The sequence below is a fragment of the Methylobacterium sp. R2-1 genome, from assembly GCF_014191355.1.
Taxonomy (GTDB): domain Bacteria; phylum Pseudomonadota; class Alphaproteobacteria; order Rhizobiales; family Beijerinckiaceae; genus Methylobacterium.
In genome coordinates, this window is sequence record NZ_JACHWM010000010.1 from 131968 (window position 1) to 144125 (window position 12158).

The window sequence follows — 12158 nt, forward strand, 5'->3', positions numbered from 1 at the left end:
TCTGTCGCCTTCGACAACGCTGTCCGTGGTGCTGCCGGCCGACGCGTTCCGGACGGCCGTCTCGTTGGTGCCCTACCGCTGGCCCTATCAGGCCACCGCTCCACACCATGAATGCAATGGAGAGGTGGATCTTCTCACGAAGCATCCGCGGGTCCGTGCGCGACCTTGCGCAACGCGGCAGGTTCAGTCGGCGACCTGAAAATAAGAGGCGAGACAGACGGCAGTATTCTCCGCCATCGAATGCAACCTGTCAGATTCATTTACCGCCTATCGGTGCCATCTCACCACGATGCAGGCGGAAAGCACGCTCCCCATGAAGAAACGCGCCGGGCGTCATCCGCCGCGGCGCGTGTCTCGTCAGTCGGGGCGTGTGGCCGCTCGTGCCCTCATGCGAGCTTGACCTGCCGAGCCTCGGCCGCCTCGGCGCTCTCGGCTTCCGCCGCAAGGTAGCGCCGCCGCATCGGCTTCAGGACGAAGACCGCGAGCGCGGCGGCCAGGATGTTCAGCCCGATGATGAGGCTGAACACCGCAGACCAGCCGTAGCTTGCCGACAGGACACTGGCGAAGGGAACGAGGAAGGCCGCGGTTCCCTTGGCGGTATAGAGCAGGCCGGCATTGCTGGCGGCATATTTTGAGCCGAAGGTGTCGCCGCAGGTCGCGGGGAACAGCGAATAGATCTCGCCGAATACCCCGAAATACATCGCCGTGCACAGCACGAAGATGATCGGGTTGCGACCATAGGCGAGCAGCAGGATGCAGGCTGTCGCGGCGATGGTGAAGGCGATGAACATCGTGTTCTCGCGGCCGATGTTGTCGGACACCCAGCCGAAGAACGGCCGACCGAACCCGTCGAAGATGCGGTCAAGCGAGATCGCCAGGGTCAGCGCGGCCATCTGCAGGCCGAACAGGTTCATCGTCACATCGGCGACTTTGAAGTCATGGGCGATCGGGGCGATCTGCGCCGCCGCCATCAGGCCGCCGGAGGCGACCATCACGAACATCGCGTACATCGTCCAGAAGACGGGCGTGCGCACCGCCTGTTTCGGGCTCCGGTCGACCTTGGTCTGGGGCAGACGCAGGTTCTTGCGCTTCATCGGCACCGCGACGGACGGCTTGCGCAGCAGGAGAGACAGGAGGAGAACGATGGCGCCCTGGCCAAGCCCGAACACGAGGAATGCCTTCTGGTAGCCGCTCGCGGCGATCATGTTGGCGATCGGGACCACGGTGATTGCTGCCCCCGCGCCGAAGCCCGCCGCGGTCGCGCCCGCCGCGAGGCCGCGCCGGTCGGGAAACCACTTCAGGGCGTTGCCGACGCAAGTGCCGTAAACCGAGCCCGCACCGATGCCGCCGATCACCGCCGCCGTGTAGAGCAGGAAGAGTGAGTCGGCGTAGGCATTGAGGGTCCAGGACAGGGCGATCATGAGGCCGCCGAAACCGACCACGACACTCGGGCCGTAGCGGTCCACGAACCACGTCTCGATCGGCACGAGCCAAGTCTCGGTGGCGACGAAGATCGTGAAGGCGAACTGGATCGCCGTACGCCCCCATTGGTGCTGCGCGTCGATCGGATCGACGAACAGGGTCCAGCCATATTGGAGATTGGCGATCATGGCCATGCAGAGCACGCCGAAGGCGAGTTGCCACCACTTGGCGGAGGGTGCGTCCGAAGGCGCTTCTGTACGCGCGTGCTGCTCTGCCGGTTGGTGAACCATCCGGTATCTCCCTAATGCGTGTCTCGTACTCCCCTGGCGCCGCATCACGCATAAGGATGCTAGGCATACTCGATACCAGGAAGTCGAAGATCCGAGTGCGATGATGCGGCAACCCAGCACATCCGCGGCGGTGAGCGCGCCGCTCCGATCGATTCCGGTGTCTGTGCGAGGTCAGGTTGGGGCGCGTCGGCGCAGGTTGGACGTCGTGGCCCAACGCGCGCCGACGATGGTCTCAAGGATCGGCCGGGCAGCGACCCGGCCGGCAGAGCCTCTTTAGTGGGCGGGGGCCGTCTCGGGCTTGGCCTCCAGGGCCGCCGCCTCCCGCGTGTAAGCCTGCCGCATCGGCTTGAGGACGAAGATCGCCATCAGAGCCGCGAGGATGTTGAGCGCAGCCGCCGCCAGGAACACCGCGTGCCAGCTCCCCGTCATCGTGGTGAGGATGCTGGTGTAAGGCACGATCAGCGCCGCCGTCCCCTTGGCGGTGTAGAGCAGGCCGGCATTGGTGGCAGCATACTTCGACCCGAAGGTGTCGCCGCAGGTCGCGGGGAACAGCGAGTAGATCTCGCCCCAGGCGAAGAACACGAGTCCGGTCAGGATCACGAACATGATCGGATCTTGGCCGAACTGGCTCAGCATGTAGATGCCGACACCTTCGATGCCGAAGGAGAGGAACATCGTGTTCTCACGGCCGATATGGTCGGAGATCCAGCCAAAGAGCGGGCGGGTCACGCCGTTGAGCACCCGGTCGATGGTGGCGGCGAAGGTCAATGCCGGCAGGGTGATGCCCAACAGGCTGACCGGCACGTCGGCGATGTGGAAGTCCTTGGCGATGGGGCCGAGCTGGGCGGTGGCCATCAGACCGCCCGCAGCCATCATCACGAACATCGCGTACATCACCCAGAAGATCGGGGTGCGAGCCATCTCGCCAGGCGTGAAGTCGCGCTTGCTCTGGCTAACGCGGGCGATCTCGGGCACCTGCCCCTTTTTCGGCGCGACCAGGAATAGGGCGATCAGCATCACGATCAGGCCCTGGCCGAGGCCGAACCAGAGGAAGGCCGCCTCGTAACCGTAATGGTGAATCACTGCCTGGATCGGCACCACCGTGAGCGCGGAGCCCGCACCGAAGCCCATCGCGGTAAGGCCGGCGGCAAGACCGCGACGGTCGGGGAACCACTTGAGCGAATTGCCAACGCAGGTGCCGTAGACCGCGCCCGCGCCGGTACCGCCGATCACGGCGCCGACATAGAGCAGAGTGAGCGAGTCGGCGTAGGCGTTGATCACCCAGGCGAGCCCGCACATCAGGCCGCCGGCAAGCGTCACGACCCGCGGGCCGTACTTGTCGACGAACCAGCCCTCGATCGGCACCAGCCAAGTCTCTGTGACGACGAAGAGGGTAAAGGCGACTTGGATCGCGGCGCGGTCCCAGCCGTGCCGCTCTTGGATCGGGTTGACGAAGAACGTCCACCCGTACTGCATGTTGGCGATCATGCACATGCAGATGATGCCGAACAGCAATTGCAGCCAACGGCTTGTAGGCGCTGAAGCGCCTGTCGTGGATAGATCGGTCATGGACGTATCTCCAGTGGACGCTCGATTTTCCGAGCTTTTTGGTCAGTTTTAGTTCAGTAATTTTTTCAATGAACAGCGGTATTATTGCTTAAGATAGGTAGATAACGCGGGCACACGGCCAGCGCTGCAATGACTTGATGGAACTTCCAAATGTTCCGGGTGACACCTCCGCCGACTGGCTCTGCCGAATCCTGGACGATGTGCGTGCGAGAACGAGGGCCGGGTGCTTTCTTGGACCCGGATTGGTAAGGCCGTGCTGCCGTCCGTATCGCCCTGACCCATGGCTTCAAGGTCCAGTGGCTCGATCTTGCCAATCGGCCCGGGCGCCGCGGCACCATAATTCAAAATGCCGGATTGACAATAGGTATGTTGTATACCAGCCTGGGTTCCAAGGCGGCCCCGTCGAGAGGCGTGCCGATGGAGGAGCGCCGTGTTCGCAACGTTGCGCCGTGAGCCGGACGCCGCGGGCGTCCGCACCATTCACAGAGACCGGTCGGTAGCCGAGGCGGCTCAGCTTCTTGCCGAACCGGGAACAGGCGCACTCGTCGTCGTCGAGGGCGAGTGCGACGAGACCGTGACGGGTCTTCTCACGCAGCGCGACATCTTCCGCGCAGTGGCGGCCGAGGGTCCAGAGATCTACAGCCGCAGCGTCTGGCTCATCACCGACCACGACTTTCCCGCCGTCGATGTTGGGGCTTCGGCACAGGAGCGCCTGAAGACCTTCTGCGAACGGAAGGTCGATCACATCGCCCTGATGGAATCCTGCCGCATCAGCGCGATCCTGAGCATCTGGGATTGTGCTGGCCAAGACATCGGCCATGATACCGGCCAAGCAAGAGCGGCGACAAATCCCCAGACATCACCACATACGTGATGGTGCACGGCTCCGCTTGCGCGCGATCGTCCCAGCGCAGGATGCATGAGGCCGTAGACCGCATTCGACGGAGCGGACACAATGCACCGGGCGTTGTGCGAGAACGAACCGGAACCGGTCGGACGGTAGCTCCGAAGAAAAGGCGCCCGCCATGGAAACCCCGATGAAACATCTGACTGTCGTCGAATGCCCGATCGTCTTCCCGGGCGAGAACGAATTCGGCACATCGAGCATCGACATGCTGCCGCGCCTCGGCATCGCAGGGGGGCTGGAGAGCCGTCACATCCGCGTTCTGGATGAGCGTATCATCGCCGTGTGCATCTGGCGCAGTTCGTTCTGCGCCAAGCTGTTCTTCGACACCGCGTGGCACGAGCGGGCGGCGACCCTCTGGGGCGAGGCCTACCAGATCCGGTTCGAGGCGATCGAGAACGCCTCCGCCGCCTGATCGGAACGAGCTGCTCGCAGCAAGGAGGGACAGCGCGATGGACACCACCGCGCCGCCCCTCACGAACAGCCCCCCCAGCGCGACGCCCGCGGACGCGCCGGCCTTCCACGCCTGGGATCCGGGCCTCGAGCCCGGCCTGCCGCGGGCGATGCGACCGCTCGCGACGCTGTTCCGGCCCGAGAACGTATCCCTCAGCTATCCTGAGATCCTCGAACTCTCCGACTTGAGCGGCCTGTCCGCGACCCAGATCGCGCCTTTCCGCGCCGAGCGCCTTGCCGTCCACGAGGTGCTGATCCGGGTGATGGCCGACATTTCGGTCCCTGTCGGTGAAGTCTACGCCGATCTCGGTCTGAACTTCCGGCGGATCGTCACCACTCTCCTGCGTGAGGGTGTGGCGCAGCGCCTCGACGCGGTCACGGCCACGCTCGATGCCGTCCGCGCCGAGGCTGACGCGGTCCTGGAACGCGAGTTGTCGGCCCTGCTCGACGAGACGCCCGCGCCAGCGCCCAAGCCGGCTTCCGGCTGGGGGCGGTGGCTCGCCCGCCTCGGCGCAGCCGAGCCGCCCTCCCCCCGGACCGTCTCTCGTACCGGCGAAGGCCAAGCCAGCCTCCTTGAGCGTCTCGACGCGCGGTGCGCCGCGGCCGACGAGTCGGACACCTTGGAAAGTGCTGCCCGCGAGGCCCTTCGCACGGTGTTCGGCCATATCATCGCCCGCCAGGGCATGTTGATCCGCGACCGGGCGCTGCTGCGACGGCTTGCCGGGATTCTCGTCACCAACCGCTGCGGCAGCGACCGGATCGGCGCGCTGATCGCGCCATGGATCGAAGCCGTCTCCGAGGCCCAGGGCTACCATCGCCCGGCGCCCCAAGCACAGCCGGTGGTGATGACCGTCAAGGGCGCATCGGCCTCGGGGAAGAGTACGATCCGACCCTACCAACGCGGCCTCGCCGGGCGGATCGGCGCCTCGTGGCAGGATTTCGCCGTCATCACCCCCGACGTCTGGCGCAAGTTCCTGCTCGATTACGACAGCTTAGGCGCGGCCCGCCGCTACGCTGGGCCTCTGACCGGCCACGAGGTGGAGATCGTCGATGCCAAGCTCGACCGTTACATCACCCGCAAGGCCGTGGGCGGCCGCCTCTCGCACTTGCTGATCGACCGCTTCCGCTTCGACAGCTTCTCGACGGAGGCCGGCAGCGACGGCGCCGGACAGCTCCTGACCCGGTTCGGTCACCGGATCTACCTGCAGTTCATGGTCACGCCGCCCGAGGAAACCGTGGAGCGAGCCTGGAAGCGGGGCGAGGAGTTCGGGCGCTACAAGGCAGTCGAGGATCTGCTCGCGCACAACGTCGAGGCCTATACCGGCATGCCGCGGCTGTTCTTCACTTGGGCCCTGCGCCAGGATCGGCCGGTCTTCTTCGAGTTCCTCGACAACAGCGTGCCTCAGGGGGCACGCCCGCTCACCATTGCCTTTGGCACGAACGACACGATGACGATCCTCGACGCGAAAGCCCTGCTGGCGATCGAGCGCTACCGGCGGATCGACATCCGGGCCCGCAGTGCAGCGGAGGTCTATCGTGGCGTCGCCGACGCGTCGGAGGCGGAGGCGGGCTTCCTGAGGGAGGTGCTGCGACGGCTTGCCGTCGTGCGCTTCGCCGAGCGGGAGACAGGGCAGGTCTTCGCACGATTCGAGCGGGGCCGCTTGCTCGGCCTGGACCGGGCGGGGCTCGCCGCAGCGCTTACCGATGCCGGGACCGCACGGGCCCTTGCGGCGGCAGGCCTGCCGAAGCAGACCGACAACGTGCCGCCGCTGAACGAAAAGCTGTGCCCGGCCGAGACATCGACGCTCGGCGCCTGGGGCCGGAGAACCGTTCAGACCGCCTGCTGAGCGCCGCTCATGCCGTGCCGCGTAATCCACGGATGCCAGTCACGCGCTCGTCTTCAACAGAGATTGCACGGACAGTTCCATCGGGTCAGACCATCACGCGGCGACCACATGCGCGTGACGCATGCCTTGATCTGGTATTTTGTACTTCATATTCCAAACGAGCAGGGCTATTTCATGTGCATCGCACCATAGCCCGTCCCGCCGCGCACATCGTCGGAGACCATCATGCTCGCCACTTGGCTCGCCGCGCTTCTCTTCTTCGTCGCCCTGCAGGCATTGCTCGTGGTCAGGGTGGCCGACCGTCTGACCGTCTCCGGCGCTGCTCATGATATTCCGGCTATCCGTAATACCGAGGCGCAGCAGACCGCCGACCGCTACGCCCGCGCAGCCTGAGCGAAGTCAAAGGCTTCACGCGAAGCGACACTGACGGAAGCCGGGCAGTCGAGCACGCCCCGATCGCTCGCCGGGACGGAGAGGCGGGCCCCTGCAGGCGGCATCACATCGAGGAAGGTCTGTAGCTCGGCTTCGGAAAAATAGCCGAACGCCTCCACGAGGTCGGCGAGGGCGTCGTCCAGAGCGTTTTCCGTCATCGCCGCATCCTCCGGATGCCGACCGCTTGATGACGGACTTCGCCATCCCGAGCCGGACATGTCGTATTGGTATTTGGCATACCAGCGTGTCGGAAATCAAGTTCCGGACGCCTCGCGTTCGGAGAAATAGTGCCGCCCCCTACTCCGCGGCGATGCGGTGGACGCCACCGACGGCACCCGAGCCAAGGATGTCGCTGACTTCAGCATCCGTGCAGCCGAGCACCTCGCGCAGGATCTCGTCGGTGTGCTCGCCGAGCAGCGGCGCGCGGGTCACCTCTGTCGGGCTCGCCGACAGCTTGATCGGATTGCCGACGGTCAGGTAGGCGCCCCGGGTCGGGTGCTCGACCTCGACCACCGTCCCGTTCGCCCGCAGCATCGGGTCCTCGGCGATCTCCTTCATCGACAGGATCGGCCCGCACGGGATTTCGTAGGCGTTGAGGATCTCCATCGCCTCGAACTTGTCGTGCTTCATCGTCCAGGCTTCGATCCGCGTGAAAATCTCGTTGAGATGCGGCAGCCGGGCCTTCGGCGTGGCGTAGGCGGGATCGGCCTTCCAATCCGGCTCACCGATGATGTCGCAGATCGAGCCCCAGACCGCGCCTTGCGTGATGAAGTAGATGTAGGCGTTGGGATCCTGCTCCCAGCCCTTGCACTTGAGGATGCGGCCGGGCTGCCCGCCGCCGGAATCGTTGCCCGCCCGCGGCACCGCCTCGCCGAAGGGCACGCCCTCGCCGTACTGGCTGTATTCCATGAGCGGACCGTGGCCGAGACGCTGCTGGTCGCGCAGCTTCACCCGGCAGAGGTTGAGCACCCCGTCCTGCATGGCGCAGTCGACCCGCTGACCCTGACCCGTCTGAGTGCGCTGGTAGAGGGCCGTGACGATGCCGAGCGCGAGGTGCAGGCCGGTGCCGGAATCGCCGATCTGCGCGCCCGAGACCATCGGCACGCCGTCGCGCCAGCCGGTGGTGGAGGCCGCCCCGCCGACGCATTGGGCGACGTTCTCGTAGACCTTGCAATCCTGGTAACGACCGGGGCCGAAGCCTTTGACAGAAGCCAGGATCAGTCCCGGATTGGCCACCTGGAGCCGCTCCCAGGTCAGCCCCATGCGGTCGAGCGCGCCGGGGGCGAAGTTCTCGACCAGCACGTCGCACTCGGCGATGAGCCGCCAGAGGATGGCGTTGCCCTTGGGGTTCTTGGCGTCGAGCGTGATCGAGCGCTTATTGTGGTTCAGCATCGTGAAGTAGAGGCTGTCCACGCCGGGAAGGTCCTGCAATTGCTGGCGCGTCGCGTCGCCCGCGCCCGGCCGCTCGACCTTGATCACGTCGGCTCCGAACCACGCGAGCAGTTGCGTGCAGGTCGGACCCGACTGGACGTGGGTGAAGTCGAGGATCCGAACGCCGTCGAGCGCCTTGCCCATCGCAGGTCTCCTCCCCAGGAGAGTGGCCGATTGTTCGCGCGTCCCGTCGGCCGATGGCGTCGGCCGGAGCGCACCGTCGAGAAGCCGTGCCGGTCTTGGACACCGCGCGCACTGGGGTCGTTCGAGGAAAGCTGCCCTGCACCCAGCGAATGCCAAAGGTATCGACTTCAAGGTTTCTTTCTGGCATACCAAATGCCAGACGTCAACATTTGCGGGCTCCGGGCGTTAGATCCGCGCGGGCTCGTGAGCAAAATCCTGAGGCATAAGCCGGGCGCATGCCTGCGATCGGCTTGTCTTCCCAGAGGCGAGGCGCCATGCTCGAACGGCTCGATGCCCAATCTCTGGGCACGCACTCCCATCGGCATCAAGGTCGATCCGAAGCGATGGAAAATCTCTCGATCAAGCCGATCGTTCCGGCGACGAGCCTGCGGACGCTGGCCTACGAGGCGCTGAAGTCCGCCATCACCAACATGGATATCTACGGCCAGTCCGGAGATGTGCGGCTCGATGAGCGCGGCCTGTCCCAGACGCTCGGCGTGAGCCGCACGCCGATCCGCGAGGCGCTGACGGTGCTGGAGCAGGAAGGCTTCGTCCGCAACGAGCCCCGACGCGGCGTGTTCGTCGTCAAGAAGACGAAGCGCGAGATCGTCGGCATGATCCAAGCCTGGGCCGCGCTCGAGAGCATGGCAGCGCGGCTCGCCTGCACCGCTGCCTCGGACGAGGATCTGGTCTGCCTGCGCCGCTCCTTCCCCGAGTTCTTCGACGGCAAGCCCTACGAGCACCTCGGCGAGTACTCGGAAGCCAATATCCGCTTCCACCAGAAGATCATCTCATTGGGGCACAGCGAGGTGATCAAGGATCTGACCAGCAACCTGCTGATGCACGTAAGGGGCATCCGCAACACGGCGCTCCGCCAGGGCGACCGCGCCTCGAAGTCGATCGAGGAGCATGTTCACATCATCGAGGCGCTGGAGGCCCGCGACGCGGAACGCGCCGAACGCCTCGTGCGCGACCACGGCCTCGGCCTCGCCGACCACGTCCAGCGCTACGGCGACCACCTCGACTGATGGCCCGGCGGGAGCGCTGCGGCACGAGGCCGGCGCCCACCGCTGCCTGCATTGTATCGTTGATGTTTGCGGTGGCGGGGCGGATGCATCCTCCCTGCCCATGCGAGACGTCAGGCGAAGCAATCCGCGAGTACGACGCCGGCTGACTAAAACTGTCACGAAGTCGCGATCGTCTTGTCAGCCGCCATTTGAACCCCGGCAGGGCTCCTCCTTTGCCGAACAAGGCTTCATCTTGGCGCGTCGACCGCCTGCGTCACTTTTATTCCTCTCCCTCTCCGTTTCCTGAAGGGTTCGTTCATCGGGCGTTCCTAGAGCACGAGCGATGGTGTGGGCGAAAGCCTAGCCGTTGGACTGCTTCCTCAAGTCCTCCACGCCGCCGACTTCGGACAACGCCCTTGAAGATCGCCGTCATCGCTCATCTCAAGTTCCCGATCGGACAGCCCTATCTGGGCGGCCTTGAGATGCACACGCATCATTTGGCCGGAGCGCTGCGGGCGCGGGGCCATCGAGTCATGCTGTTCGCCTCCGAAGGCTCGGATCCGGCGTTGGTGCCCAACCCCGTCTGCCCGCCGACCGGCGACGCCCTCGGGGACCCGGTGGCGTGCGAGCGGATCGAGCGGGCGGAACTCGCGGCCTACGAGCGCATCATGGAGGCGGTCGCCCGCGGCGGCTTCGACATCGTGCACAACAACAGCCTGCACGACCTGCCGCTGCGCGCGAGCAACACTCTCTCCGTGCCGATGACGACGGCGCTCCACACGCCGCCCTTCGAGTCGCTGTCCGAGGGTGTGCGGGCGGCCAAGCCCGGCATGATCTTCGCCGCCGTCTCGCCCTCGTTGGCGCAGGAATGGCACGGCCTCGTGCCGGATGCCCGCATCATCGGCAACGGCATCGATCTCTCGACCTTCGCCTTCAGCCCGTTCGCGGACCCGGCGGATTACGTGTTCTGGAGCGGTCGGATCGTGCCGGAAAAGGGCACACATCTGGCCATCGACGCGGCGCGCGAAGCCGGGGTGCACCTTCGCTTTGCCGGTCCGAAGCCGAACCCGCGCTACTGGGACGAGTGGATCGCCCCGCGGCTCGGGGAGGACGTGCGTTACGTCGGTCATCTCTCTCATCGCGAGCTGGCCCGCCAGCTCGGCGGCGCGCGGGCGGCCATCGTCTCGCCGCGCTGGGAGGAGCCGTTCGGCCTCGTCGTCGCCGAAGCCTTGGCCTGCGGCACGCCGGTCGCCGCCTTCGGACGCGGCGCGATCCCCGACATCGTCGATCGCCTTTCCGGCGCGCTTGCCCCCGCCGACGACGTGGCGGCCCTGGCCCGCGCGATCGAGCGCGCCGTCACCCTCGACCGCCGGGCCTGCCGTCGCCGGGCCGAGACGCTCTACGACGCCGACGTGATGACCGACGGCTACGAGGAGCTCTACCGCGAGGTGCTGGCCGGGGCGCCGGCCAACCGCGCCCGCGCCGCCGTCTTCGAACGCCCGGCAGCCTGAACGCCATGCCCGCGCTCCCCGGCCCGGCCGTCGTCTGCATCCCGGCCCGCAACGAGGCCGAGCGCCTGCCGCGCCTGCTGCGGGCGCTCGCTGCGCAGAACGGACTCTCGGCAGACGCGCCGCTCAAGGTCGTGATCGTCGTCAACAACTGCACCGACGGCACGGTCGAGGCGGTGCATGCCATCGAACGCTCCGGCGCGCTCGACACCCTGGCCCTGCATTTGATTGAGGCGACCTTCGCCGCCGCAGAGGCCCATGTCGGCACCGCACGCCGCCGCGCCCTCGATGCGGGCGCCGATTGGCTGGAGAGCGAGGGCGCGCCGGAAGGCGTTCTGCTCACCACCGATGCCGATGCACGGCTCAGCTCCGGCTGGGTCGCGGCAAACCTGCGTGCCCTCGAGAAGGCCGAGATCGTCGGCGGCCGGCTTGTGATCGACGACGAGGGCGCCGCAGATTCCGCACTCGCGGCCTTCCACGCCCGGGTCGAGCGCTACTGGTCGGGTGTGCGCGCTCTTGAAGATGCCCTCGATCCGCCGCCCCATGACCCCGCGCCACGCCACGGCGACCACACAGGCGGCAGCCTCGCGCTGCGAGCCTCGCTCTACCGTGCGGTGGGCGGCCTGCCCGCCCTGCCCCGCGGCGAGGACAACGCGCTGGTCGCCGCCGTCCAGCGGGCGGGCGGGCGACTGCGCCACTGCCCCGACGTATCGGTGCGCGTCTCCGCCCGCACCGCCGGCCGTGCCGAGGGCGGCATGGCGACCGAGATGCTGCGCCGCGCCCGCGTCGTGCGCGAGGGCGAAGCCTACCGCCTGCCGGTGGCGGCCCACTGGGAGCGGATCATCCTACGCCGGGCCGCGCTCCGCCGTGCCTATCGCGAGGGCACCGCACCGGCCGCCCTGCACGCGCTCGGACTCGATGCGGACGACCTTGCCGCCATCGACCTTGCGGCCTGCCCCAACGACATCGCCTTCGTGGAGCGCGCCCATGCCCGACTGGAGTCGCGGGACGGCCCCGCCCCGGAATGCGACCTCGACGAGGCGGTGGCAGCGCTCGACGCTCTCGTTGCGGCCCTGCGGCGCGACCGGGCGGCATGAGGCTGGCATTGAGGT

11 protein-coding genes are annotated in these 12158 nt (G+C 66.7%); 7 read left to right on the forward strand and 4 right to left on the reverse strand.

Annotation, left to right across the window (positions count from 1 at the left end; all coding sequences use genetic code 11):
• Positions 1-386: 386 nt before the first annotated feature.
• Both oxlT (FHU13_RS15350) and oxlT (FHU13_RS15355) read right to left on the reverse strand, forming a co-directional pair.
• Entirely contained in the window at positions 387-1712 is a 1326-nt protein-coding gene (gene oxlT, locus FHU13_RS15350) for an oxalate/formate MFS antiporter (RefSeq protein WP_183436727.1), read from the reverse strand.
• Between the two features lie 273 nt (positions 1713-1985).
• Positions 1986-3281, reverse strand: coding sequence for an oxalate/formate MFS antiporter (gene oxlT / locus FHU13_RS15355; protein WP_183436728.1), 1296 nt, complete (start codon positions 3279-3281; stop codon positions 1986-1988).
• A gap of 430 nt (positions 3282-3711) precedes the next feature.
• On the opposite strand from oxlT (FHU13_RS15355), the gene FHU13_RS15360 reads away from it, so the two are divergent.
• From FHU13_RS15360 to FHU13_RS15375, 4 genes are all read left to right on the forward strand, one after another.
• On the forward strand, positions 3712-4155 hold the full coding sequence (locus FHU13_RS15360; RefSeq protein WP_183436729.1) for a cyclic nucleotide-binding/CBS domain-containing protein: 444 nt from the start codon (positions 3712-3714) through the stop codon (positions 4153-4155).
• A gap of 163 nt (positions 4156-4318) precedes the next feature.
• On the forward strand, positions 4319-4600 hold the full coding sequence (locus FHU13_RS15365) for a hypothetical protein (protein WP_183436730.1): 282 nt from the start codon (positions 4319-4321) through the stop codon (positions 4598-4600).
• A gap of 37 nt (positions 4601-4637) precedes the next feature.
• Positions 4638-6485, forward strand: a complete 1848-nt coding sequence (locus FHU13_RS15370; RefSeq protein ID WP_183436731.1) for a hypothetical protein — start codon at positions 4638-4640, stop codon at positions 6483-6485.
• Between the two features lie 225 nt (positions 6486-6710).
• Entirely contained in the window at positions 6711-6878 is a 168-nt protein-coding gene (locus FHU13_RS15375; protein ID WP_183436732.1) for a hypothetical protein, read from the forward strand.
• On the opposite strand, the gene FHU13_RS15380 is transcribed toward FHU13_RS15375, so the two are convergent.
• On the reverse strand, positions 6860-7075 hold the full coding sequence (locus FHU13_RS15380) for a hypothetical protein (protein ID WP_183436733.1): 216 nt from the start codon (positions 7073-7075) through the stop codon (positions 6860-6862). The genes FHU13_RS15375 and FHU13_RS15380 overlap by 19 nt on opposite strands.
• 139 nt (positions 7076-7214) lie before the next feature.
• Entirely contained in the window at positions 7215-8492 is a 1278-nt protein-coding gene (gene frc / locus FHU13_RS15385; RefSeq protein WP_183436734.1) for a formyl-CoA transferase, read from the reverse strand.
• Positions 8493-8875: 383 nt separating this feature from the next.
• Here frc and FHU13_RS15390 point away from each other — a divergent pair, with 383 nt between their 5' ends.
• From FHU13_RS15390 to FHU13_RS15400, 3 genes are all read left to right on the forward strand, one after another.
• Positions 8876-9559 (forward strand): GntR family transcriptional regulator, encoded by a 684-nt coding sequence (locus tag FHU13_RS15390; RefSeq protein ID WP_183436735.1) that lies wholly within the window; start codon positions 8876-8878, stop codon positions 9557-9559.
• A gap of 395 nt (positions 9560-9954) precedes the next feature.
• On the forward strand, positions 9955-11049 hold the full coding sequence (locus FHU13_RS15395; RefSeq protein ID WP_183436736.1) for a glycosyltransferase family 4 protein: 1095 nt from the start codon (positions 9955-9957) through the stop codon (positions 11047-11049).
• A gap of 5 nt (positions 11050-11054) precedes the next feature.
• Positions 11055-12143 carry a glycosyltransferase family 2 protein gene (locus FHU13_RS15400; protein WP_183436737.1) on the forward strand — a complete coding sequence of 363 codons (1089 nt, stop codon included), beginning with the start codon at positions 11055-11057 and terminating at the stop codon, positions 12141-12143.
• The last annotated feature ends 15 nt before the right edge of the window (positions 12144-12158 follow it).